This window comes from uncultured Veillonella sp., assembly GCF_900545205.1.
Classification (GTDB): Bacteria; Bacillota; Negativicutes; order Veillonellales; family Veillonellaceae; genus Veillonella.
This window is the reverse complement of record NZ_UQYC01000020.1, coordinates 1-25,876: the sequence shown is the minus strand read 5'-3', so window position 1 is coordinate 25,876 and position 25,876 is coordinate 1. Positions and strand designations below refer to the sequence as shown.

Sequence of the window (25,876 nt, the reverse complement as noted above, 5' to 3'; positions counted from 1 at the left end):
AGGAATTAATTTTTCTCAACTTTTACAAGAAGCATTAGTAGAGAAAACAATGTAAATGTAAATGTACATCATCAATTGCTCAGTAAAATTAGAACTACTGTCCACGCAATAACTGCTAAGGTAAGTAATATGATACAAAGCATCCACAGAATTGTTACGAAATAGAGCAATAATTTTAGTACATATAGCACATCAAACCATATGCTATGGCAATCTTCTAATCGCGCCATAAATTCGGAGAGATGGCGCACTAAAAATGGAACTTTCACATTAGGATTTAGCTTCTTCCAGTACAGCATAATATACGGTGTTACAAAACATCCTACAAATACTAAGTATGTAAGGAATAGAGGTGTTTCTATATTATGTTGGGACATAAACCCTGACCAGTCTACGACCATTAAACCACCAAGGTATAGAAAAACAAACCAATATATAAATCCTATCGCCTTTATAATAAGGCGAATCATCTGTTTCACATCCATGCCTATAATCCTACTAATGTTTTAAATCGCGCATTATTGTGAAAGCGTTCAAAATGGTCTTGTTCAGCGGCCACAGCTTTCACAGATGGATCAATGTTAATTGCTTTTTCAAGCCAATCAAGGGCCTTCGTATCATCCCCTTGGTCTGCATAAATAGTAGCAATGCCATACACAGACCAGGTGTTACTAGGGTCCTTTTCTAATACCTTTTCAAACCATTGTTTAGACTCATTTAATTGGCCTTGTAATTTGTACACCATAGCCATGTTGTAGTAGTTCGCTACATTATTAGGATCTAGGTCATATGATTTTTTAGTATCTGTTAAGCCCTTAGCTGTATCACCATTTAACGCCGTAGCGAAGCCACGGATGGAATAAGCTTCTCCGTTGTTTACATCAGCCTTAATAGCAGTGTTTGCTTCTTCAATAGCTTTAGCATAATCACCAGAGGATAAAGCCTGTTTGGCTGCCATTACATGAGAATCTTGACCTTGAACTGTTTTAGCTTGTTCGTTAGCTGTTGTAGGTTTAGAATCTTGCTGAATCTTAGTCTCTGTACCACAACCCAATAAGCTAAGCAAACAAATACATAATAGAATATATTTCATACAATACCTCTATATTATCTATATAATACAATCACATTATGTCGTATATATTCTTTATTTAATGTAATTACGATATGTAGTAGTAATTTATAATTTATTTAATACCATTACAATTATACCAAAACTATATACAAAAAAGGACGAGCCGCAACTCGTCCTTTTTCGTTATATGGTAGGTAATGTTATAAATCTTATTTTTTTGCTTTAGAGCAACGGTCTAATAGGAATGCAACGCCTACGAATGGAATGCCACCGTTTTCACCAAGGCCAATTTCACATGTGGAACTGGAGCTTACGCCTAGTGTTGCACCGTATTCAGCAATTTCACCGGCAAGGTCTTTTGTAGCAGATTTGTTAAGTTCTGGTGTGAAGAAACCTTTTTGACCAGCAAAGCCATCGCATGCGAAAGACTTGATATTGAATACATGGTCTGTGCAGAGGCGCGCCAAGTCTTCAATATATTGAGATTTGTTCAAAGATTTAATCTTACATTGTTTGTGTACGATAACGCGTTCATCACATTTTTCAATGTCGAGATGAGGTACTACGTATTTGCACAAGAATTCAGAAATATCGTTGATTTCTAAGTCTGGCATGTGTTTGAAAGCATGGTTGAAGCATGCACTATGGTCGATCACGATTGGATATTTACCATTTTGAGATGCTTTCATCAATGCATCGTGCAAGTCTTTTACAGCACGTTCATGAACGTCATCGTAGTTTTCAAAGCTCAAGCCACAGCAGAGGTTTTCGATATGTTTTGGATAGATAATATCGATATGAGCCTTGTTGCAGAGACTTTCTACAACTTGTTGCAAGCTGCGATCATCGTCATAACCTTGGTTTGGTTTGAATGCGCGGTTTGCACAAGTACTGAAGTATACAACCTTTTCAAAGTTAGTTGGTTTGATGCGGTTTTTCAATTTGTAGCGATTAGCTTTAGGAGTTGTTTTAGGAACATATGGTGTAACACCTGTTACGCCATGTAAGCCTTCAGTAATCTTAGAAATCGCTTTTTGTGTAATGATAGAACCAGCAATACCTTCAAGACTTACACCAGCACGACACATTTGAAGTGTTGTGGAGAAGTTATCGTAGATTTTCTTAGCCAATTCTGGTGCAGGTGGATCGATGCGGCGCATAGACAATGCGATTTGAGCAGTATCGATGCTGAGTGGGCAAAGACCTTTACACATAGAGCAAGCGGCACAAGTATCTACACCGAAGTATTCGTAACCTTTTCTAAGTTCAGACGCCAATGTGAAGTTACCTTCGTTTTCAAGACGTTTAGTTTCGCGCAACAATGCGATACGTTGACGTGGAGTCAATGTTAAGTTACGGCTTGGACAATGTTTTTCACAGAAACCGCATTCCATACAGATTGTGAAAGCATCATCGATAACACATTGAGCTTTAAGGTTTTTCTTGTACACATCTGGGTCATCAGTAATCATAACATCAGGGTTCAAGATGCGTTCAGGGTCAAAGATGGCTTTGATGCGACGGTTGATTTCGTACGCTTTTTTACCCCATTCCATTTCAACGAATGGTGCTACCATGCGGCCTGTACCATGTTCAGCTTTCAAAGAACCACCGAAACCAGATACACGTTCAGACATTTCTTTTACCAAGTCGCCGAAGTTCTTAGTATCTTTAGGGTCGCTGAAGTCAGGTGTAATGTTAAAGTGAACGTTACCAGACAAAGCATGACCGAAGATTACGCCACCGTCTACGAAATCGTATTTGTGGAATAATTCAGTAAGCATTTCGATGCCTTTAGTGAAGTCTTCGATTTGGAAGCAAACGTCTTCTGTGATAACAGTAGTACCTTTTCTACGTTGACCACCAACGATTGGCAAGATACCTTTACGGATAGCCCACCAAGAATCGTATTCCTTAGGATCTTGAGAGTAAAGACTTGGGATAGCTGTTGGGATATCTTTCAATTTATCTTTAATAAAAGCTAAATTTTCATCTACAGTTTCTTTGGAGTAGCTTTCAGTTTGGAACAAGATAGCGCTTGTACCTTCTGGCACTTCACGAACGAAGTCTGGTACATTTTCAAGAGTTTGAACGGCTTTCAAGGATTGATAGTCCATCATTTCTGCAGCTACAACCTTATCGCGGCCCATATTAGCCAAGGCTACAACCGCCAAGGATGCATCGTTCAATGTTTTGAAGAACATGAGACCGCAACCTTTATGAGGTACGTCTTCAACAGTGTTGTATACGATTTCAGATACAAAGCCCAATGTACCTTCAGAACCGATGAACAAGTGATTGATGATATCGATGATGTCTTCGAAATCAACAAGAGAGTTCAAGCCATATCCTGTAGTATTTTTAATTTTGTATTTGTGATGAATCAAATGAGTCAATTCTTCATCGGCCAAGATTTCTTTGCGCAATTGCAAGATTTCTTCTACCATTTGAGGTTTTTCACGAAGGAATTGTTCAATAGATTTTTTATCGGATGTATCAAGAACAGTACCGTCTAGCAATACAACGCGGATGGAACGGATTGTTTTATAGGAGTTTTGAGCCGTACCACAGCACATACCAGAGGAGTTATTGTTCAAAATACCGCCTACTAATGCTGTTGCAAGAGTAGCTGGATCTGGACCGATTTTGCGGTTGTATGGTTTCAACAAATCGTTTGCATCAGAACCGATAACACCACATTCGCATTTTAAAGCCTTGCCATCGTCGATAACTTCCATTTTTTTGAAGCCATCATTACATACGATGAGCACGTCTTCACTGGAACATTGACCAGACAAAGAAGAACCAGCCGCACGGAATGTAAATGGTGTACCACATTGTTGGCACAAACGAATAAGGCGTCGTACTTCCCGTTCATCTTCAGCCTTTACAACAACCTTTGGTAAATAGCTGTAACAGGACGCGTCAACGCCATATGCATAACGACGTAAATGATCGGTATACACACGATCTTTACAAATCTCTTTTGCCTCCTTGGCAAAACGTTCATAATCTCTAGTAAGCGTACTCACTTATATTTCCTCCTATCCTCTCTTAAGGAATATATCTTAATAATGTCTTATATTTAGTATACGCCGTTCTCATTCTCACTACTATAATTATGCATAAATTATATGTCTCCTAACAATTCTCGATATGCACTGTGTTTTTATTTCTTTAGTTGAAAGTGCATCTCAATAGCATTATCATGTACTCATCTTTTCATATGTTATATTAAAACTATTTTATTTACTAAGCATATTCATAACGCCATAATAAATGAGTGCTAAACATCCCGTAAAACATGAGTTACACTGCATATAATTCTATAGGAAATAGTTTGCAAAAATTATGCATAAATTCGGTATAATTTATTTATTTCAGTTTTCTTGTTCTCATTTATATTTAACTATGACTTTTACTCATACCTTTTTAGATTCTTCTTTTAATAGTACTATCCTCTTAATAATAGTTCCTTTACATATAAAAAGCCCTCTAGTGATATAACTCTTTCGAGCAACCACTAGAAGGCTTCTATTATCCAATAATACCAGATTTAAGAATAAGGCGTACTGCCAATGCAAAGACGGCTACACTCATGAGGGCAAGGATAGATTTTGCTTTCAAACGTTTAGCGATGCGCGCCCCTGCTTGGGCACCAAAAACGGCACCAATACTTGTAGGAATAGCAATACTAAATACAATATGATTTTCCATTAAATGTGTTACAACACCTATCGTTGTAGATACAGCAAGGATAGATTGGCTCGTAGCTGTAGCCATATGGGTTGGGAAGCCCATGAGATAAATCAAGGCAGGCACATGGATGAGACCACCACCGATACCAAAGATACTGGAGATAAATCCTACAAAGAAGCTAATACTAATACCGATAGGCTTGCTATAGGTTAGCTGATCAAGGGTAAGGCTTTCTTCCTTCCGCTCCCCTTTGCGGAAATTCTTAAACCCAATCAAACCAGAAGCACAGAGCATAAAGCACCCAAAGGCAAACATAAAGCCTTTACCAGAGAACCAACCAGACATTTGAGCACCTAAGATAGCACCTGGTAAAGTCGCTAAACTAAATACAATAGCCGCGCTAATGAGTACCTTTTTCTGTTTAATATAGGCAATGGACCCAGAAATGGCATTACACATAACAGAAAATAGCGATGTCCCTACAATCATAGACGGAGACCACTCAGGGAACCAATAAATAAAGAGAGGCACAAATACAAGGCCCCCTCCGGCACCGATGATAGTGCCTAGCATAGCGGCTAAAAAGCCAACTATGGTAAAGAATATATAAAATACTATAATATTATCCAACATAATAAGGCCTCCCTTTACTTAGATTGGAAAAAGCTCTTTGCTATATCTGATTCGATTGGAAAAATTCTTTCGCTGCTTTTAATCGTCCTCGTTCACAAGAGACTTGTAGTTCGTCACCTGGTTCAAGTTTTACATCCCCTAACGGCACAATGTATGTTCCATTGCGACGAATACTTACGATAAGTGTCCCATCTGGCAAGGCCAAGTCTTGTAATTGTACATCTGTATAATTCGCTACTACAGGTACCTTCGTTTGGAAGAAGGTTTGTACAGATTCTAAATTGTTTTGACCACTCATAGCTTGTAATAAGGAATCGTAAATAGGTGGTTCTTTTAATAGTTCTGCCACAAGGTAGGCCACCAGTGTAACAATGCCGATGGCGTAAATATTGGAGAAACTATTCGTCATTTCAAGAACGAGCAAAATCGCCAAAATTGGAGTCCGCATAGCCGCTGCTAACATACCGCCCATAGCGCAAATAACAAATTGTGGTACAAAATCAGGAGAAATAATGCCCACAGATGAAAGTAAGCTTTCACAAAAGGCCCCTGCTGAAGCCCCTATAACGAGCATGGGCAAGAATATACCGCCTTGCGCACCACTGCCATAGCAGAAGGTGGTAAGCAAAATCTTGCCTAATACGATGCCCCCTAGAAGCAGGACACCATGAGATTGAAAAGCAAGATGACCAACTAAATCATTGCCACCACCTAAGAGGAGCTGAGAATCAAAGCCGATGACGGCCACAGTCACAAAGGTAAGGGCTAATTTCAAGAACCGAGAGCATTTAAGCCATTCAAAGAACTTCTTAAATGCAAAGATCATGCGACAGAAGAACACCCCACAGAGACCCATGATAACGCCAACCATAAGAAGGACTGGGAAGTACTCAAGAGGTACACCGGAGGTCACCGAAAATCCAAGGGCCGGTTCGAGGCCGAAGATACTAACCGTAATATAGTTAGAAATTAAGGTAGCCACGAAAGTAGGCACAACGAGGTACGGATAGAAGCTTTTATGGACCTCTTCAAAGACGAACATAGCCCCCGATACGGGTGCACTAAATGCAGCCGTTAAGCCTGCCCCTGCCCCAGCAGAGGTCAAGATGCGCTGCTCACGCAGCCCTGAATTCATCCAATAGGACACAATCTTGCCGGCAGAGCCACCAATTTGTACGGCTGGACCTTCACGACCTACAGAGAAGCCGGCAAAACCAGTCAACACGCCACCAATCATCTTGGAAGCTAGCGTCCGATACGGCTTCATATCAAAGAGGCCTAGCATTTCCCCTTCGATTTGAGGAATACCAGAACCACCAGATAATGGAGCCCACGCGAGCAATCGATCTACGATAAAAGCAAAGATGACCATCATCACAAGCCATCCTATGGCCCATTCTAGGGTAATGCCATCCATCAAATGCCAGCGAATATGCTCAGATTCAAGGATCAAATAGCGATATGTAGCACCACAAAAGCCTGCAATCACGCCCACAAGAGCGCCCTTCGCAATGAGCTCCGTCAACAACATACGATTCATGGACATATCTGCTAAGGTAGAACTTCGCTTATTAAATTTCCATAGCTTCATAACATTCCTCCTTAGCACTGACCAAATCTGATTTATTATCTAATAACATATATACAACCGAACTATGTATTCATATCCTTAGTATACTTATGTAAACCACCATTTTCAAGAAAGGATTACGTATCAAACAGCTATCTCACTAAATGCGAAATTAAAATTTCGAGTCATAAGACATTCCATAGGACTTCAAACGCAAAGCTAGCCACCTCTAGAACGAGATGGCTAGTTTTGTTAAGCAAGTGTGTAAATGTATTTTCTTTACATATTCGGAGGCATCTGAAATATGTAAAGATTCTAAAGATGTAAAGTTCTTAGGGATAGAGCTAGGCATCATTTAGACTATTAGATTATTTAGACTAGCAAAATATTTAGACTAGTCTAAATATTGATACCATAGTATAGTATTAAATCCTATACATCATGAAACACTATATGCTATCAAATTCTAAAATTCCTTAGAATATGGATTCATAGATACCGATGATTTCTTCCATAGATGCATCTCTTGGGTTACCAGGTGTACATGCATCGTTGAAAGCAGATTCAGCGAGGAATGGAATATCTTCCCGTTTCACGCCAGCTTCGCTAAGGGATTTAGGAATGCCTACATCATCAGCTAGTTTTTGGATCACATCGATAGCAGCTTGACGATATGTTTCTTGATCCATGCCGTCTACATCAGGAACGCCCATAACGCGAGCAATTTCACGATATTTTTCACCTGTTGCAGGGGCGTTGAATTTCAATACTGCTGTTAACAGCATGGCACACGCTTTACCATGTGGGATATCGTATACAGCACTCAATGGATGTGCCATGGAGTGAACAATACCAAGGCCTACGTTGGAGAAGCCCATACCTGCAATATATTGACCAAGGGACATAGCTTCACGACCTGCGAAGTCACCAGCTACGGCGCTACGTAAGGAACGACCAATGATTTCAATGGCTTTCAAATGAAGCATATCCGTAAGTTCCCATGCACCTTTAGTAATGTAACCTTCTACGGCATGAACGAGGGCATCCATACCGGTAGATGCGCAAAGACCAGTTGGCATCGATGCGGACATATCAGGATCCACGATGGCTACGATTGGGATGTCATGAGGGTCAACACATACGAATTTACGATTCTTTTCAACGTCTGTAATAACGTAGTTAATCGTAACCTCTGCAGCCGTACCAGATGTGGTAGACACAGCTATAATCGGCAAGCATGGATGTTTTGTAGGTGCCAAACCTTCAAGGCTACGCACATCACTGAACTCAGGATTTGTAATAATCGTAGCAATAGCTTTACTTGTATCAATAGCACTGCCACCGCCTACAGCAACGATAGCTTCAGCACCTGCCGCCTTACAAGCAGCCACACCAGATGTTACGTTTTCAATGGTTGGATTTGGCTTGATATTATCATATACATCGTAAGCAATGCCTGCCGCATCAAGTAGGTCTGTTACCTTTGTAGCCACCTTAAACTCAAATAGATCAGGTGTAGACGTAACGAGGACCTTTTTAAAATGGCGATTCTTAATTTCGTTCACAATCTCCTGAATCGCCCCTTGTCCAAAATAGGACGTGCCGTTCAACATAATTCTCCGAGCCATATACAATCACTCCTAACGAATAAAAAATAAACCGATAGAGAATAACTATACTAAGTAATTCTCTATCGGTTTATTAAAATCCTTGAAGCTGTGTTATGTATACACTATATAATCATTGTAATATTTCGTTTTCTCATCAAGCGTAATAGGGAATCTAAAGACTTAAACGGCTTAGACATAAGTCCCTCCTACAAACAAAAAAGCTCGCCGACCCTTGAGTCGACGAGCGTTGTACGTTGCCCGTAAGCTTCGCACAGTTTCTCTGTGTAATAACTATAACAAAGTTCTCCCTTGAGTGTCAACTCAGATGCGATTTCAATGAATAGTACTTCCACTTTCTATATTCGTTATATGATTAATTAATTCCTGCCAACAAAAACAAATAGTCTAAGAAATTTTAGTTATCTTCATAAGCAAGATTCGTTTCACAGATTCATCGAGTCGTTCTTTGGAGATTTGGCCGTCTTTTACAGCTTTCATAAGGCCATTGTACGCCTCTTGCATGTGTTCGTACTCGTGGCATACGAGCAAGATATCGCTGCCAGCCAAGATAGATTGAACCGCCATATCGCCAAAGGTGTAGTGTTTTGCAAGAGCGCCCATATCCATATCATCCGTTACGACAACGCCGTTATAGCCCATATCCTTGCGCAACCAGTCTGTAATGATAGCTTTAGATAGACTAGATGGATGGTCTGGATCGATTTGAGGATACATCGCATGAGACACCATAATTGCATATGTATTCGGTTTAGACTGCTTAATGAGGTCTACAAATACCTTTGTATCTTCATTCAACAATGTCTCTTTAGACACTGGCACAACACTGGTATCAGCATGTAAATCGACATCCGTTTTACCAATACCTGGGAAGTGTTTGTAAGAATACCACAAGCCCGCTTCATCATAGGCCTTGCCTACTGCACTGGCATAGCGTACGACCTCATCAGGGTTCGTACTAAAGGAACGGCCATAGGTTAATCCCAAGTCCGCTACAGGAGCAAAATTAATGTTGAATCCCAAGTCTTTAAGTTCCGTGCCAGACTGTTTGGCCAAGGATACCGCTTGTTCAATAGGCTCCTTACCTAATTCTTCTGCAGGAGGAACCTTGATGAGCTGATCCTCCATGCGCGCCACCGCGCCCCCCTCTTGGTCGATGCCGATGAACAATGGTGTTAAACCGGCACTTTTACCAGTTTTATTAATATCTGTAATGAGCGATTTCACTTGATCCTTGGACTCCATATTGCGGTCAAACAAGATGATGCCGCCCACGCGGTACTCATTGAGCATAAACTTCGCATCATCGTTCAAGGTCTTGCCATGGATGCCAATCATCAACAATTGGCCCACCTTGTCTGCATCAGACATATTAGCTACTAATTTATCCACCTTTTCCTCTGGTGAAAGCTCGCTCTGTGCCACAGATTCATAGGTTACAGGCTCTGCTTTAGAAGTAAATGGATTATGTAAACCGCAGCCCGTTGTAAGCGCCAATGCGCCAATCATCGTAGCCGCTACGATACGTCGAAACATATATACCTCCAAAATCTCTAAAAAGTATTATGTATAGTATATCAAATAATAAAGACAACCCCAAAACGCCAATACATCTCGTGAATCGATAGCGCAAAAAAGACTATTACCCAAAACCTACGAATATATACCGTATTGGTTCGAAATAATAGTCTTTATATAAGTTAAGGTCAAACTTACGCTTAACTGTTGCTTAATCTTAAATTTTACTTAGTTTTAAATTTTGCTTAGTTTTAAATTTTACCTTGCTCTTTCATTTCTGCTAAGAGCTTTACGATGCGAGGGCCACAGCCTTTACCACCGCAAGCACCTGTGCCGGCACGTGTTGCTTCTTTTACCTCAGGAAATGTATGAGCACCATTCAAAATGGCTTCCTTAATCGTTTTACGTGTAATGCTACGGCATGTACACACCTTTGTAAGCTTGTCCAGAATCGCCTCTGGCACTTGGTTTTCTTCAAAATCCATATGTATTCCTCTTCTATTCACTTGAATATCTATATCTGTATTAATTGAAAGTTTCAATTTGATGTATCCATAGACATATCAAAATAGTAGATAAAACTGCTATATCAATCGTGTCTAGCGATACCTGAAACACCAATATATCGAAAATTTACGATTTCTATACTTAGTATATCATACTTATCGAATTATATCGATACTTTTTAATATAGTGAGGAAGATGAACTAAAGTCCTTACCATATAACGCTTACAAAATAACGTTTACGATACGCTCAAACAATTGCAAAATAGTTTGTTGTAATGGAATGAAAATCTTACTAGCAATTGGTGTATTAAGTACCAAGATCAGCAAAATCAAGCTTACAAAGCTTAAACGTTCTAATGTAAATTGCCAATTACCAGGTAATAAGCTTGTAATAATACGACTGCCATCCAATGGTGGTATTGGCATCATATTAAGAATGGCAAAGTTAATATTATATACAACAATCAGTGTCAGTATTAATTCTAATGATTCATTCGTCAACAAGCCATAGCTTTCAAGAAAACGAAGAGCTAAGTAGCCTAAAAAGGCCATCAACACATTAGATGCCGGCCCCGCAATAGATACTAAAGTTGAATCTGTACGAGGATCGCGGAAATTAGATGGATCAATCATTACGGGCTTAGCCCATCCAAAGCCACCGATAAGGAAGGCTATAGAGCCAATTAGATCGAGATGTGCCACGGGATTCAATGTCAATCGCCCCATAGAGCGTGGCGTAGAATCGCCGAGCATATCAGCTACCTTAGCATGAGCAAATTCATGTCCTGCAGCTGCGATGATAAGCGCTGGTATGGACGCCAAAATCATCGTTAAACTAATACCAGAAAATAACATAAAACTCCTTTATTGTTTAGCTTCCCATGCAGTAAAGCCTTCTTGAATGCAACGAAGAGCATTCAATGTACGAGGGTAGCCGATATACGGCACGCATTGGGAGGCGATGTTAATCAAATATTGTTTGCTGTTGCCTACGTTCAAGTTGCCTTCTACGTGAGCCTTCAGCTGAGGTTCACAGCCACCTTGAGCCGCTAAGAAACAGAAGGTAATCATTTCGCGATGAGCCACACTTAAACCTTTACGAGTGTAGTAGTCACCGAACATATTAGCAAGCCATTTCTTGATATGACGTGTCTCTTCAGGGCCTTCTTGGTAAGAATTACGGATAGACTCACCAAAGATTTCAACTTGCTTTTCAACGCCCTTTTCAAGGCGAGACTCACTAGTGATTGTGCTGCGAGATGGATCTACAACAGTTTCCCCACGATAGTCAAAAATCTTATTTGTGACCTTAAAGAATGGACGCACACGACCGATGCCAAGATATGGCACAGCTTGATAAAGGAGCTCTATTACTTCATCGGGAATCAAGCCAAAGTTAAGTGCTGCTGGTAGCATCAACGCATATTCATCGACGGCAGATACACCCACTAATGTAGCAAGGATAGCCAAGAAACGATCCTTGGCAGGCACATTGCGACCCTCTTCGGTAATAACTTCGTCAAAGGCAAAATTATCAAACAATACTTCAAACTCAGGGTCGATATAACCTGCAGGGGCTGCAATATCAGGGAACATGCGCTCCGTATAGGCTTGAGCAAATTCAGATTTAGACATAGGAAACCTCCATAAACAACACTGGTGAAAGCCCAAAGGAGCTTTCACCAGCAATAGTTATGTAATTATTACGGCTTGCGCCATCAAATTATAAAGCTGGGAAAGAGAAATCAGTGCCGTATACTTCTTTCCAAGCAGCCAAGAACATGTTGTATTCATTAGAACCAGGAGTGATTTGGTACGCTTGACCATCTGGAGAGAAACGATATACAGTATGCAAGCTTGGGTGAACAATGTATTTAAACAATGTAGCTTCACCATATTGGTTGTTATGCATATTCACTACATTAATGCCGAATACATAGTTACGGCTACTATCAATACCACTGAATTGGGATGCTTTATCAAAGAAGTATGTTTCAGAACCATTTGCACTGTTTGGAACCTCTGGATAGTTAGCTAAACCATTCCAGTTTGCTGCGTTAGCAACACCACCAACTAATAATGTACCGGCTAATACAAATGCGCCTAATAAATTTTTATTCATAATGCTCTCCTTTTGCCTGAACGGCATCTCACGAACAGGTCATATCTCACATGACCTCAGTACAATACGTTATATGTATAGTATATCACATTTTATGAAAATATTAGATATATTAAATTACAGAATGTATGCATATGAGATCTTACTAAAGTACACTACATTAGCGCTTAAGCTTCTCTGCTGTTCTAGCATTAGCGTTATCGATTGCGTCTAACAATTTGTTAAGCAACATGCGCAATTGACGCGTTTCTTCTACGTCGAAAATCGGACCTGCAGATTCAGACAAGCGGCGCGGTACATGAACAGCTTCGTCACGTAATGCTTTACCAGTATCAGTAAGGGTTACCATAACGACACGTTCATCTTGACGACTACGCTTACGCTTTAAGAATGCTTTAGCTTCTAATTTCTTTAAAAGTGGTGTTAATGTACCAGAATCAAGGCGCAATACTTGACCTAGTTCTTTAACGGACAAATCACCATATTGCCACAATGCCATCATTACGATGTATTGAGTATATGTCAAATTTAACGGATCTAAGTGACTGCGATATGCATTAACAATTTCCTTCGCCACTACATAAAGTGGGAAGCTCAATTGGTTGTCTAATTTCATGTACTCTGCATCAGGTACATCTTCTTTATGTTTGTAACCTTCCAGTACGCCAATTTCTGCCATATTCTACCTCCATATGCACACAATAATCTACAAATTAATTGTACACAATTCTACAGCAAGCAGTCAACGTAAAAAATCTACTTTGTCCACAAATTTTTAAATTTGTCAATTAATTAATATATTTTTTCTTTTTTATTAAGAAAATGAGTGCATCTATAGAATTTATGGGCAGAAATCACACCATAAAACTGTGAACCTATTAATAAAATTTTTTTATATTAGAATTCAATACCACATGCGGACATCGCTTCTTCAAGACGTTTAGCATGATCTAATTCTTCTGGAATAGAATGTTCAATTAATTCAGCAATTTTATGAGCACCCTCTTCATTAGAATTGCGAACTTCATCAGCTAATTTCGTAAGGATCGTATCTGCAGACGCTTCAGCCTTGTAGAAATTAATGACCATCTTAATGAAGTCTTCCTTTGTAGCAGGACCATCGCCTAATAAATGGCTATAAATTCCGCCATGTGCTGCATCTTCTGCAGCATTTTTATAGATTGCATCAGCAATTGCATCATAACCAAGCTCTTTAGCTAAAAAATACATGGTGAAATATTGATTAGCACCGTTAATTTCTGCGTTCTTTAACATCTCAATAGTTTTTTCAAAGGATTTCCCCTTTGCAATACCATGTAAATTCATAATATTCTCCTTCTATAATAAGCTATATAGATTTAAAACTTTAAGTAGCTGCTCACATATGAATACTCAATAAAACCAAAAGCTAAAAATATAATTTTATACAATTAATATTGTAAACTCTATATCTATTTTTGTCAATATACTTGGTTTAATTAGCTAGTTAGTAAAATGTGGCCTCTTCTAGTTTTTTCTTGTAGTATAATAAAAGAAATTCTATACCAAATCCCATTTGTCTTAGGAGGTCCTCATGAATACCTTAGAATGTATTAAAACTCGCCATAGTACGCGTAAGTTTAAAGCGGGTCAATTATCTCGAGAACTTATCGATCAAGTCCTCGATGCTGGCCGCCGTGCTCCATCTGGCGGTAATACACAATTGACACATTTCATGGTCATTACGAACCAAGATGTACTCAAAGAGTTAGTAACACTCGTTCAAGAGGAATACGGCAAAATGCCGATTACAGAAAATACATTACCTTACATGGTGAATATCATCAAAATGTCCGCAGAAGGCAAGTTTGTATTTAACTATGGCGCGCCTGTACTTATCGTATTGGCTAGCAAACCAAGTTATGCCAACAACTTTGCTGACGTGTCATGTGCAATGCAAAACATGATGCTTGCTTGCAACGAGCTCGACCTTGGCAGCTGCTGGGTTAACCAAATCCGCCATCTTCAAGACAACGAACGCATCCAAGCTAAAATGCGTGAGCTAGGCCTTGGAGAAGACGAAAAAGTCTACGCTAGCTTGGCTATCGGCTATCCAGACTTACCAAACGGCCTTAACCGCCGTGAAATCGAGCCAAAAGGCTACAAAGTGACATATGTAGATTAATGTAACATCAAGAGCTTCGCATATACACAATAAAGCAAAATAAAAGCGCTATCAATTCCACTACTCATACAGAGTTGTTATCAGAATTGATAGCGCTATTTTATTGATTATATTACGTTTTAGCTCATGACATCTTAGCAATCAGATCAGTGGATGAATTTTAATTACTCTTCAAATACGCGTTTACGAGCGGCTTTTACAAGAACGATATCTGCTGCTTCTACAGCAATATCACTGCCTACACCGCCCATGGCGATGCCTACATCAGATTTCTTAAGGGCTGGCGCATCGTTCATATATCTTGATAATCAAATGGATTTTTATATAGAAGATATTTTAATGTTCTACAACCTATGCGCTATCCCCATAATGGTGCACTAAAATAGCAATTTATCATAATTAAAAATAAAATATAGTCGACTTTTAGTCATACATGGTATGATTACAATGACATGTTGTAGAAAGGATGTGTGATGATGTCGATCTTCTCTCCAGCTCCTCATATCGAACGATTACCAGAGGGGCAAATCGATTCCACCTACAAACGTCTTCGCAAAGAAGTCTTTGCAGGTACTTTTATTGGTTATGCTACATTCTATTTGATCCGCCAAAACTTTAGTTTGGCTGTTCCGTACATGATTGCTGAGTACGGCTACACTAAAGCGGATCTTGGTATTGTCATGACCCTCTTATCCGTAGCGTACGGTGTAAGTAAGTTTGTCATGGGTAATGCGTCTGACCGCTCTAACCCAAAATACTTCTCCACAGTAGGTCTATTGCTCAGTGCTTTAGTTATGTTATTATTCGGCACCTTACCAGGTGTTATGAGCAGTATTCCTATCATGTGTGTTCTTGCCTTATTAAACGGTTGGTTCCAAGGTATGGGCTACCCTCCATATGCGAAAAACATGGTAACTTGGTTCTCCCGTTCTGAACGTGGTGCTTGGTGGTCCTGGTGGAACGTATCCCACAATCTTGGTGGCGGTATCATCGCACCTCTTGCTACGTTAGGTATCTATCTATTTGGTACATGGCATAGTATTTTCTTCTTCCCTGCTCTTATTTCTATCGTGTTAGCTGTAGTTACATTCTTCTTGTTGAAAGACACACCTCAATCCTGTGGCTTACCACCTATCGAAGAATACAAACACGAACCAGTGGCAGCTGAAGTAAATGATGAAAACAAAACTACTTTCAAAGAAATCTTCTACAAATATATTTTGCATAACAAATACTTATGGTATCTTGCAATTGCGAATATCTTTGTGTACTTCATCCGTTACGGTGTAGTAAGCTGGGCTCCTACTTATTTAACAGCTGTAAAAGGCTTTACAAAAGAAGGTTCCCGTTGGGCTTACTTCTTATACGAATGGGCTGGTATTCCAGGCATGCTCGTAAGCGGCTACTTGAGTGACCGTGTATTCCGCGGCCGCCGTGCTCCAGCTACTATCTGCTTCATGCTATTCGTTATCTTGGCAATCCTTGTTTACTGGTTCAACCCAGCAGGCAATATCCTTATCGATAACCTAGCACTTATCGCTATCGGCTTCCTCATCTACGGTCCAGTTATGATGATTGGCCTACAAGCAGCAGACATGGTTCCACGTGTAGCAACAGGTGGTGCTACTGGTCTTACAGGTCTTCTTGGTTACCTCATCGGTTCCGCTGGTGCTGGTGCCTTCATGGGTCTCATGGTTGACCTCTATGGTTGGGATGGCGGCTTCGTGGCCCTCGTTGGTGCATGTATCCTCGCTATCGTATTCCTACTTCTCACACTTGGTGATAAATCCCAAGCAAAAGAATAATCTACAACTAACTGTTGTATGAACATAAAACTCCCCTAGTAACACATGGTTACTAGGGGAGTTTTTATATTATGCAATACATAAAGAACTATTAAGAACTTTCAAATTATACACGAGACCAAGTCGTGCCAAACCGTGCAATGCAACGGCCGTAACAGGATCAATGAGACCAAATACACCAGCACCGATGATGGCAACGTGGAACACAATGGACACGATGAGTAGACCTAAATGAGACTGCTTTATTCCTTTTGAAAGCTCCGATACAGGAGATGCGTCATCCACAAGAGATCCCATCATGAGCGCTACTAAAATAAGTTCCAAAGAACATGGGCATAGCACCAATAACAAGGTTACAGTATGTATGAAATCCTGTGTCAATGCAAAGGAACCCATAGACAATAACAACACGGCCACAACAATAACCGATGAGTAGTTGTTGATACCTTGACGCAATGCCACCAGTTGAGATGGCATCATAGGAAGCATATCATTATCTACAGTGTAATGTGACTCACCCGTAATAAGCTGCTCCAAGAAGAAACCAGCCTGTACGATGAGCCCCACATAGGCCGCCGTATGATAATCGCCAATGGAAATGAGCGCCACCATGGCCACTACAATGAGGAAATTAGCATGGATCTCTAAATGCTCCCAAATACTTTGAACACTGTTAATAAGTAGTGGTAAACCACAAACTAGAACCGTTACCCATGCTAAATCTATAACGGGATTGAATGACTCTGTAATCGCATCCAAAAGAATAAATACAACGCCTAATGCTAAAATAGCACCTTGCGTAAATAGCGACACCTGCGCTGATAAAGACTGTAAAAACTTCATATGGACCTCTCTATACACTAGAACCGGCCTTACTTACTCCGGAAATAAAACAAAAACAACACAGTATTAATTCAGAACTCTCTATACCTAAATTAATTCAAAACCCTATGAACCTAAAGTATTTTTAAATCTGTGTACCCATAGGGGTATATCTACGATGTAAACATTATACAAAACATACGAATTATATACAAATCATTTTTTTCGATAAATGATAAAGAACTATAATTTCTTTATGTAGTACCAAAAGAATAAATTTATAAAAATGACTTACCTCGTTTTTGATGCCGTTTAAAAGGATCTAATTGATGGCTCTCATTTCTTTATTAAACGTAGAAAGAACAGGCCCCTAAAAAGACTTAGCTCGCTATGGAGGCCTTCCAATAGGCCTAAGTTGAAGATCCTAATTTCATATAAAAAGAAAAGCACCTATCTCTAAAAATGACATTCCCTTAAGAGCTTTAGTTGAAAGCTCTTATTTCTTTATTAGACGTAGAAAGAACAGGTCCCTAAAAACGACTTAGCTCGCTATGGAGGCTTTTAGGGACCTGTTCTTTCGGTTAACTAATATGAAATTAGAGCTTCAACGCCTCGATCCATTCTGCTTCTTTAAAGCCAACGAGTACTTTGTCTTCAAGAACCAAGATAGGACGTTTTACAAGCATGCCATTGGATGCCAATAAAGCGAGTTTTTCTTCTTCGCTAAGGTTTGGTAATTTATCCTTCAATTGTTGTTCACGATAAATCATACCAGATGTATTGAAGAATGCTTTCAAGTCTTTACCAGATTGTGGATACCATGCAGCGATTTCTTCAGCTGTAGGGTTTTCAGACTTAATGTCACGATCTGTGTATTTAATATTATGATCATCTAAGAATTTCTTTGCTTTTTTGCATGTTGTGCATTTAGGATATTCAACGAATAACATAGCGTCTCCTTATAGTAATACATAATGTTATAACGATATATTTATAAGTTAAGTGTATCAAATATATCGAAAATTATCAATATCTTATTGACAGTCCACAGGTTCTAATGAATTACAATGATCAATAGAGCTTAATACTTCCTCCATCCCTGCACTATGCTTTGCGGTACGTAAATCAACATCCATCTGCAACCGCAAGAAATATCCTTCAGAAACACCAAAGTATTTAGCTAAACGTAGAGAGGTGTCTGCTGAAATAGCTCGTGTCCCATTCAAGATTTCCTGAATACGCGAAACAGGCACATGTATATCTTTAGCTAATCGATATGCAGATAGTCCTAATGGCTCCATAAACTCTTCTTTCAATATTTCACTGATGGTAGGTGTTGGAATAAACTTGTCCATATATATTCCCTCTCTATTAATGATAATCTATAATTTCTACATCATAAAAACTATTAATATCTTTCACTTTAAAACATAATCTATACTGGCTATTAATCCGTAAACTATACTGGCCAAAGCGATTGCCTTGCAATAACTCTAATCGGTTACCAGATGGCCACCTTAAATCCTGTATCGATTCAGCATTATCTAATAATATTAGCTTACGAAGAGCTAATCTTTGTATAAACGGTGAAAAGCGTTTAGAAAAACTCTGATGGTAAACCTTTTCTGTTTCCTTATCTTTAAATCCGATAATCATAGAACCTCTCCTTTGATTATACCTGTTTTACAGGTATAACTCAATAATATATACCTGTATTTCAGGTATATTGTGGAATAACTTTATTCTATAAATGATTTCGGTAAAAGATTTCTCTAAAACAGCACTCAAATCCTACTGTTCTTCTGACTCTATTGGTCACCTATTTCGTAACGTAACTGATTGTAATACAAGTTTATAACCAAAGATATAAAAAGAGCTTACAGGAACTCAAAACAATAGCACACTATACTCATAACCTGGTTTTACAACAAAAAAGACCTATACGCCCTACTGTTTCACATGTAAATCCATGCAAAGCAGTTAGAGAATATAGGTCTCTTATAAAATCTATATATTATTTTTATTAGTATTCATAATACGATTTACATTACAGCAAGAATGTAAGCCCCATAGCTACAAAGATGGCTGGCAATAGGTTCGCAATGCGGATTTTACCAGGCCAGATGAGGTCAATACCAACGCAAAAGATCAGAATAGAGCCCACGTAGGATAGGTTATCGATGGCACTCGGTGTCATTAACGGTGCTGCGATGTGTGCCATAGCGGTAATGATCCATTGAGTAATCCCCACAGGAATAAAGGAGAACAACGCACCCTTCCCCATAGACGATACCATAACCATAACGATGATGCCGTCAAGGATACCTTTCAACAAGAGCGTTTGATAATTACCAGTTAAGCCGTCTTGAATAGAACCTAGTACACCCATGGCTCCCACTGTAAACGTAAGGGATGCCGTAATAAAAGCGTGTGTAAACTGCGGATCACCAGTATTACCAGTTTTTGCTTTCACCCAGTCACCAAATACAGTAATCCAACGGTTAAGGTCAATGAGCTCACCAATGATGGCGCCAGTCACCATGCTAATAATCATCAGCATAGGCCCCGTCGTTTGCAGCGTGCCGTTCACGATGACTAGCATATACTGCATGGCACCGCTCATCCCGAGGAGGAGAACAATAATGCCGCTCACCATCATGAGCGTCTGTTTCAAATTTTCTTTCATAAACCGACCAAATGCGAGACCGCACAAGCTGCCAGCTATGATGAGGCCAATATTAATGGCCGTGCCCAAACCAATCATATATTTCCCTTTCTAAATTGTGAAAGTAATAGCTTATTTCATCATCAGTATATCAACTACATCGAATTAAATCAATCTATTATAGCATACAATCAATCTATGCCATATGGCCCTAGATAAAAACATATAGCAAAAAGCCCCTATCCCGTGAAGGATAGGGGCTTTATGTTGTGTTTATAGCTTTGAGAGAGAAGTATATGAGAGACCCGCTTTGGAGAGAGAGAATATATGTGTTTGTATAAAGCGGGCCGACATATGATGGAACGCTATCTTTCCATCGACTATAGTGTACACCTTAAAGTGCGGTTTAACACAAGTTCAATTTTGTAACATCAATCATGTATAAAAACTATTGTTAACTAACGATTATACAAATACGTTACAACCTGTATTAATCCTCAGCGTCTGCAGGCAATCGAGCAATATCTGCGGTCTTATTAATCTCGTCAAAACAAGGACAGTCCTTACCGTGATCGTTGATAAGGCCACTAGCTTGCAGATGGGAATAAACAGTAACAGGGCCTACAAACTTAAACCCTCGCTTCTTTAGATCCTTACTAATCCGCGTAGACAGACCATTCTTTGCTGGCACATGCCCATCGGGGTGGCTTTCATAAATAATAGTTTTATTATCTATGAAAGCCCAGATATAGTTGCAAAACGAACCAAATTCATCTTGAATACGTTTAAAAGCAGAAGCATTATTGATGATAGCCTCAATTTTAGGGCGAGACTTAAGCATGCCCTCTGTCTCCATAATCCGTTCTATGTCGCTTTCACTATAAGCAGCAACCGCATCAATATCAAAGTGATCAAAACAGCCTCGAATGATGTCTCGTTTATTCAAAATCGTGAGCCAACTGAGACCACATTGGAGGCTTTCAAGACAGAGATGTTCAAACTGCAATCGATCATCATGAATAGGACGGCCCCACTCATGATCGTGATACGCCTGATACAAAGGCGTCGTCGGCCATTCACAAGTAGCCACTATACACCTCCATGTGCCCAGACGAGGACATCATACATAAGCGCTACCACGAGGCCCATCACGAGATGACCGCCCACATAAAACGGCACAAGATAATAGATAAATAGCAATAGTGAATGTAAGGCTCTGCGGAGCCATACAATCGGTGTAGACGTACCGCCGCCCACCTTGCCATCAAGCCAATTATGGACTATATAAATAGGTGTACCTAATCGGACAATCCAGTCGGGCATACGCTTTCTAGGATTGAGTCCTGGGCAATACAAAATCACCAAGGGCAACGCCACCGCATCAAGGATAAGCAGCACCGTTAAGGTCAAAGAGAATAAATCTATCTCGCCTTCCCACGTCAATGGATGAGCTATAAAACGGAGCGCCCACAAATAGGCTTTATATACGATATACGGTTCTAATAGCCATAATAAGGGCTTCACTACACTCATGGGACTACCTACGCCAAACACAAAATAAGAAAACTACGCATTCGCGTAGTTATTTTTGATACTATTATTATATCAGATTTTGCACTTTTTGTGGGGTTAAAATTCATAAAATTTTATCAAAATATACAATTTATAGTAGTTCTCAATGAAAGAACCCACTATATAAGCTATTCCTCACTATCGGCTCATATATACTGATTTTTCATCAATTTTATGACTTATTTTGATAAATTACCAAAAAATATAGTGTAAAATACACCATAAAATCTAGTGTAAATTACAGCATAAAACCTTCCTCAAACAACTAAGAATTTGCATTAACACCATGTGGCATTTTATACTCATACCCTATGTTATTATAAATACAGGTAGTAAATACCGTCTCACTTTCTCCTTTTAATAAAATAATAATGCAAATAAGGCAGTCCTGATGGACTGCCTTATTTGTATATTACATAGATTCTCTATTTCTCTATAGCCTCAACTATTTCACCGATGTACATATAGTGTGGTTCCCAGCGATCACTGCCAGCTTTTGTATATTCAGGAGGATTGGATGCATAATACTCTTTTATTTTATCTGCCAAATGCACTTCATCGAATTGATGTTCGTAGAGCTTTTTGCATACAAAAGTTAACTCTGCTTCTTCAAACATGACACCATTATCTACTGCAACTGGTGTTAAACCCGAATTAGCCACCTTATCTTCATCGCGGCCAGAATGAGATCCTAAATAACCAAGAGCCTTACGTTGGCTTTCAGGCAAGAAACTAACGGTAAACGTATCATATTTCGCCATGAATTCTTGGGTATAACGAGCTGGATGGATGTACACAGTCACTGTGGAAAGATCATTACCAACTAGACCCCACATGTTGCCCATGCTGCCCCAACTAACAGTACAAGTATTAAAATCCTCAGGTGTACCAGCTGTAACAAGAGCCCAACGTTTTTCAAACATAGTAAATGCTTTATAATCTTTTGATTCAAATGGTTTCATAATAACCTCCGGTTTATCTTATTTCCCAACCTCGTCTAACTATCCTAACCCCATTATATAATGCACTAATATACACTACAATAAGTATTATGTTATATAATTATACTTAATAACATAACCAATGGATTATGACAGTATCAATAGATATGAGAGTATAAACGGGAGATACTACCATGACAAAACTACTACTATTAGCGGGTGCCTTCATGATGAGCACTATATTAACACCAATAGGAGCCATTGATGTTAATATTCCTGGTGCAGACTCAAAGATTTCAAAGGATGCCTACGTAAACTACCAAGCCACAAATCCTGACATTGAAAAGGATGTAGCAAACTATGTAGAAACATTAAAAGCAACCGACAAGGATAACGGTATTAGTAAAAAAGAAATTGAGTATGCTAAAGCTGCCTCTATATATCGCAGTCAACATTACCATAATACAGTCATCTCCATTCACGACAATTACAACCAAATTCGGCTTTCATTCCCTGTAGCGGGCATAAAAAGTGATTATGATATAGGACGTTACAATAATCCGAGTCGAACCATTGAGGACTATCGAGTATTAACCAATAATGGGAGTCTCAATTTAGAAATTGACTATGCTGATTACAAAGACTATGACTGGCGTAACACAAAAATAGCTTATGAAAAACTAACCGACAAGAATGTTCGTGATTTCTTTCAGGACATGGCAAAACGTAATCCAGCAAAACACATTTCTGATATAAAGGGCACTGTATTTTCATATCCTACTGTTACCTACAGCACTTGGGATAGCATGAAGATGCCTCACGTTGAAAACGGTAAGAAAGCAACACTTACCATCGACACGATCAATTTTAAATTTAAGGGCTATAATATGCGTCATCCCTTATATCATGCAGGGTTTGTCTATTATGACAACAACCCCGTTCTGAACAAGGTTCCTACAGATAAATTATTGGCTAACTATGTGCTTCCCTCTGTGCAAAACCTAAATGAATTAAATCAATATTCACGCATAGAAAACTTAAACGGTGTACAATACCGCGTACCAAAAGACGCTATATACATAGGTGAGGAAAAGGGCACCGAATATCAAGATATTAGATACTACAAAAAGGGGAACATAACATTCTTTGTTTCTACTAATAATATTCCTAAAAACCCATATGCGCGTGATCTTGTTGTAAACGGTCATTACAATTTTAAAATTAATTTAGATACGTTCTGGAATATATACTATTCCCAGCCAACATCAGATTATATTAATTATTCCGTTATATGGAATAATAATATTCCTGGATTATCCACACACATCTATACACCTCATAAGGATGATCACATCCTAACCTTTCAATCCTATGATGGGACCTATAGCTTTACCTATATCATCTTTTACCCAAGTTTTTTACATGCTGAAGAAGTCCAAAAATTACGAAATATGATTGAGTTTTTTGAGTCTACCAATAATCCTAGCTTTAAACTAAAAGAGCATGTTTTATTCCCAGATACAGAGGAAATCCATCCCCATTAAAACATCGTTCAAAATCAACCTAATATTATCAGACGTGTAAACCAAACAGCCAGTACTGCAAATCGCAATACTGGCTGTTTTTCTTTCTCTATTTCTTTTTAGACATAAGTCTATCTACACATATAGATAAAATATAAATCGGCCTTATATAAAACTTATTTAAGGCTAAGCCTCTATAGCCTCAACTACTTTACCGATGTACATATAATGTGGTTCCCAGCAATCTTTGCCAACTTGGGTATACATAGATGGATTTGCTGCATAATATTCCTTTACGTTATCCGCTAAGTGAGCTTCATCAAATTGATGTTCATACAGTTTTTTACATACAAATGTTAAATCTGCTTCTTTGAAAGTTACCCCATCGCCTGCTACCACTGGTGTTAAACCAGAATTAGCCACCTTATCTTCATCGCGGCCCGAATGAGAACCCAAATAACCAAGCGCCTTGCGATAGCTTTCAGGGAAGAAACTAACGGTAAAGGTATCGTATTTAGCCATAAACTCTTGAGTGTAACGAGCCGGATGGATATATACCGTCACCGTGGACATATCACCACCATTAGGTCCCCATACATTGCCCATACTGCCCCAACTAACCGTACAAGTATTAAAAGCCTCAGGCGTACCAGCTGTAACAAGAGCCCAACGATCCTCAAACATAGAAAACGCTTTATAATCTTTTGATTCAAATGCTTTCATAATGACCTCCGGTTTATCTTATTTCCCAACCTCGTCTAACTATCCCAATCCCATTATATGATGCATTAATATACGATACAATAAGAATTATATTATACAAATATACGAATAAACTAATAAAAGCCGGGCTAATTCTATGAATTAAAAGCTCGGCTTTTTTCATAGATATGGTAAGAATATAATCATTTATAAATTAAAATCTTGCTGACTTTATCGCCTTTTTGTTCAAATTGTATTCCATGCATCATATCAGTTCGATAGCGGTATTTCCCATAAAACCATCGATTGTTAGTATCTACTAAATCGGGTCTGCCATATACATTAAGGACCTTTCGCATGGAGTCGCCTACGGCAATGCCTCTATGTGTTGTGGCATCACGATTCTCGATCATCATATAGGTAACAATAGGACCCACACCATCCATTTTAAAGTTTCCAAATGTAACCCCACCATAGGTAAGTCCTCTACTAGTTTCTTTAGTAGGCTGTCCTAGACTAGCTTTTACACTATCAAAGGTATTACCTAATGAAACACCAAGGATCATCATATCCTCCTCTGGTAAGGTAGCTCCTACAATTTGTCCACCCGCATAATGCGTATATTGCTCAGCTTTGGGCCAATCATAAGATTGTTTCGCGGCATTCGTTTCTAGACGGTCCCAAGTTTTACTCAGCCAACTCGCATCAGCTTCATAACTATAACCACTTACCAATTGTAGGCCTATAACAAGCCCCATAACCATATATTTTGTTTTCATAGTCTCTCTCCTAAAATTTCTTATAATTAGCTCAAACTACATTCACTATATTACACACTATTGATTCAATAGCTTAACCCACTCCATATACCAAGGAATAAATATAGGTCCACTTTCTAGTTTCTCTTTATAGGTTCCATCTTCTCTCCA

Annotated in this window: 27 protein-coding genes; 3 read left to right on the top strand and 24 right to left on the bottom strand. The window is 39.1% G+C overall.

Annotated elements, in window-relative coordinates; all coding sequences use genetic code 11:
• Nucleotides 1-71 precede the first annotated feature (71 nt).
• The 13 genes from QZR70_RS03410 to QZR70_RS03350 all read right to left on the bottom strand — a co-directional run bounded on the left by QZR70_RS03410 (nt 72) and on the right by QZR70_RS03350 (nt 14,079).
• A complete protein-coding gene (locus QZR70_RS03410; protein WP_024064856.1) occupies nt 72-485 on the bottom strand; it encodes a hypothetical protein in 414 nt (137 codons plus the stop codon).
• 2 nt (nt 486-487) lie between these two features.
• A complete protein-coding gene (locus tag QZR70_RS03405) occupies nt 488-1,093 on the bottom strand; it encodes a tetratricopeptide repeat protein (protein WP_295793127.1) in 606 nt (201 codons plus the stop codon).
• 191 nt (nt 1,094-1,284) lie between these two features.
• A complete protein-coding gene (locus QZR70_RS03400; protein ID WP_295793124.1) occupies nt 1,285-4,107 on the bottom strand; it encodes an FAD-binding and (Fe-S)-binding domain-containing protein in 2,823 nt (940 codons plus the stop codon).
• 505 nt (nt 4,108-4,612) lie between these two features.
• On the bottom strand, nt 4,613-5,407 hold the full coding sequence (locus QZR70_RS03395; protein ID WP_295793123.1) for a sulfite exporter TauE/SafE family protein: 795 nt from the start codon (nt 5,405-5,407) through the stop codon (nt 4,613-4,615).
• 40 nt (nt 5,408-5,447) lie between these two features.
• Complete coding sequence (locus QZR70_RS03390; RefSeq protein WP_295793121.1) at nt 5,448-6,998, bottom strand: ClC family H(+)/Cl(-) exchange transporter; 1,551 nt, start codon at nt 6,996-6,998, stop codon at nt 5,448-5,450.
• Between the two features lie 455 nt (nt 6,999-7,453).
• Nucleotides 7,454-8,605, bottom strand: a complete 1,152-nt coding sequence (gene fucO / locus QZR70_RS03385) for a lactaldehyde reductase (RefSeq protein WP_295793119.1) — start codon at nt 8,603-8,605, stop codon at nt 7,454-7,456.
• Nucleotides 8,606-8,992: 387 nt separating this feature from the next.
• On the bottom strand, nt 8,993-10,141 hold the full coding sequence (locus QZR70_RS03380; RefSeq protein WP_295793117.1) for a glycoside hydrolase family 3 protein: 1,149 nt from the start codon (nt 10,139-10,141) through the stop codon (nt 8,993-8,995).
• Nucleotides 10,142-10,374: 233 nt separating this feature from the next.
• Nucleotides 10,375-10,608, bottom strand: a complete 234-nt coding sequence (locus QZR70_RS03375; RefSeq protein ID WP_024047871.1) for a (2Fe-2S)-binding protein — start codon at nt 10,606-10,608, stop codon at nt 10,375-10,377.
• Between the two features lie 245 nt (nt 10,609-10,853).
• Complete coding sequence (locus tag QZR70_RS03370; RefSeq protein ID WP_295230887.1) at nt 10,854-11,486, bottom strand: site-2 protease family protein; 633 nt, start codon at nt 11,484-11,486, stop codon at nt 10,854-10,856.
• Between the two features lie 9 nt (nt 11,487-11,495).
• The gene (locus tag QZR70_RS03365) at nt 11,496-12,266 is read right to left on the bottom strand and encodes a carboxymuconolactone decarboxylase family protein (protein ID WP_295230884.1); all 771 of its coding nucleotides are present in this window, start codon (nt 12,264-12,266) and stop codon (nt 11,496-11,498) included.
• An 88-nt stretch (nt 12,267-12,354) separates the two neighbouring features.
• Entirely contained in the window at nt 12,355-12,753 is a 399-nt protein-coding gene (locus QZR70_RS03360; protein WP_105089942.1) for a hypothetical protein, read from the bottom strand.
• A 160-nt stretch (nt 12,754-12,913) separates the two neighbouring features.
• The gene (locus QZR70_RS03355) at nt 12,914-13,432 is read right to left on the bottom strand and encodes a MarR family winged helix-turn-helix transcriptional regulator (protein ID WP_295230882.1); all 519 of its coding nucleotides are present in this window, start codon (nt 13,430-13,432) and stop codon (nt 12,914-12,916) included.
• Between the two features lie 218 nt (nt 13,433-13,650).
• Nucleotides 13,651-14,079, bottom strand: coding sequence for a hypothetical protein (locus QZR70_RS03350; protein WP_295220399.1), 429 nt, complete (start codon nt 14,077-14,079; stop codon nt 13,651-13,653).
• A 247-nt stretch (nt 14,080-14,326) separates the two neighbouring features.
• On the opposite strand from QZR70_RS03350, the gene QZR70_RS03345 reads away from it, so the two are divergent.
• Nucleotides 14,327-14,917: a nitroreductase gene (locus tag QZR70_RS03345; RefSeq protein WP_295220400.1), complete on the top strand. Its 591-nt coding sequence runs from the start codon at nt 14,327-14,329 to the stop codon at nt 14,915-14,917.
• Between the two features lie 164 nt (nt 14,918-15,081).
• Here the strand turns inward: QZR70_RS03345 and QZR70_RS03340 are convergent, their stop codons facing one another.
• Nucleotides 15,082-15,213, bottom strand: coding sequence for a hypothetical protein (locus tag QZR70_RS03340; RefSeq protein ID WP_005384964.1), 132 nt, complete (start codon nt 15,211-15,213; stop codon nt 15,082-15,084).
• A 180-nt stretch (nt 15,214-15,393) separates the two neighbouring features.
• On the opposite strand from QZR70_RS03340, the gene pgtP reads away from it, so the two are divergent.
• Nucleotides 15,394-16,722, top strand: a complete 1,329-nt coding sequence (gene pgtP, locus QZR70_RS03335) for a phosphoglycerate transporter protein PgtP (protein ID WP_363661700.1) — start codon at nt 15,394-15,396, stop codon at nt 16,720-16,722.
• Nucleotides 16,723-16,791: 69 nt separating this feature from the next.
• Here pgtP and QZR70_RS03330 read toward each other — a convergent pair whose 3' ends face one another.
• The 8 genes from QZR70_RS03330 to QZR70_RS03295 form a co-directional block, all read right to left on the bottom strand.
• Nucleotides 16,792-17,565 (bottom strand): hypothetical protein, encoded by a 774-nt coding sequence (locus QZR70_RS03330; protein WP_295793112.1) that lies wholly within the window; start codon nt 17,563-17,565, stop codon nt 16,792-16,794.
• 575 nt (nt 17,566-18,140) lie between these two features.
• Nucleotides 18,141-18,494, bottom strand: coding sequence for a Spx/MgsR family RNA polymerase-binding regulatory protein (locus QZR70_RS03325; RefSeq protein WP_005384960.1), 354 nt, complete (start codon nt 18,492-18,494; stop codon nt 18,141-18,143).
• 84 nt (nt 18,495-18,578) lie between these two features.
• Nucleotides 18,579-18,899, bottom strand: coding sequence for a HigA family addiction module antitoxin (locus QZR70_RS03320; protein ID WP_295793108.1), 321 nt, complete (start codon nt 18,897-18,899; stop codon nt 18,579-18,581).
• Between the two features lie 16 nt (nt 18,900-18,915).
• Nucleotides 18,916-19,200, bottom strand: coding sequence for a type II toxin-antitoxin system RelE/ParE family toxin (locus tag QZR70_RS03315; RefSeq protein ID WP_295793107.1), 285 nt, complete (start codon nt 19,198-19,200; stop codon nt 18,916-18,918).
• Nucleotides 19,201-19,591: 391 nt separating this feature from the next.
• A complete protein-coding gene (locus tag QZR70_RS03310) occupies nt 19,592-20,308 on the bottom strand; it encodes a DUF554 domain-containing protein (protein ID WP_295206178.1) in 717 nt (238 codons plus the stop codon).
• Nucleotides 20,309-20,699: 391 nt separating this feature from the next.
• Nucleotides 20,700-21,302: a DNA-3-methyladenine glycosylase I gene (locus QZR70_RS03305; RefSeq protein ID WP_295793129.1), complete on the bottom strand. Its 603-nt coding sequence runs from the start codon at nt 21,300-21,302 to the stop codon at nt 20,700-20,702.
• Nucleotides 21,299-21,742 carry a hypothetical protein gene (locus tag QZR70_RS03300; RefSeq protein WP_039968845.1) on the bottom strand — a complete coding sequence of 148 codons (444 nt, stop codon included), beginning with the start codon at nt 21,740-21,742 and terminating at the stop codon, nt 21,299-21,301. The genes QZR70_RS03305 and QZR70_RS03300 overlap by 4 nt, the downstream gene beginning before the upstream one ends.
• Before the next feature lie 464 nt (nt 21,743-22,206).
• A complete protein-coding gene (locus QZR70_RS03295; protein WP_295793104.1) occupies nt 22,207-22,743 on the bottom strand; it encodes a flavin reductase family protein in 537 nt (178 codons plus the stop codon).
• Between the two features lie 173 nt (nt 22,744-22,916).
• Between QZR70_RS03295 and QZR70_RS03290 the strand changes: the two genes are divergently transcribed.
• Complete coding sequence (locus tag QZR70_RS03290; protein ID WP_295793102.1) at nt 22,917-24,266, top strand: hypothetical protein; 1,350 nt, start codon at nt 22,917-22,919, stop codon at nt 24,264-24,266.
• A gap of 165 nt (nt 24,267-24,431) precedes the next feature.
• Here the strand turns inward: QZR70_RS03290 and QZR70_RS03285 are convergent, their stop codons facing one another.
• Together QZR70_RS03285 and QZR70_RS03280 are read right to left on the bottom strand one after the other, a co-directional pair.
• On the bottom strand, nt 24,432-24,968 hold the full coding sequence (locus QZR70_RS03285) for a flavin reductase (RefSeq protein ID WP_295793099.1): 537 nt from the start codon (nt 24,966-24,968) through the stop codon (nt 24,432-24,434).
• A gap of 182 nt (nt 24,969-25,150) precedes the next feature.
• Nucleotides 25,151-25,726 carry a TonB-dependent receptor gene (locus QZR70_RS03280; protein ID WP_295793097.1) on the bottom strand — a complete coding sequence of 192 codons (576 nt, stop codon included), beginning with the start codon at nt 25,724-25,726 and terminating at the stop codon, nt 25,151-25,153.
• Nucleotides 25,727-25,876 lie beyond the last annotated feature (150 nt).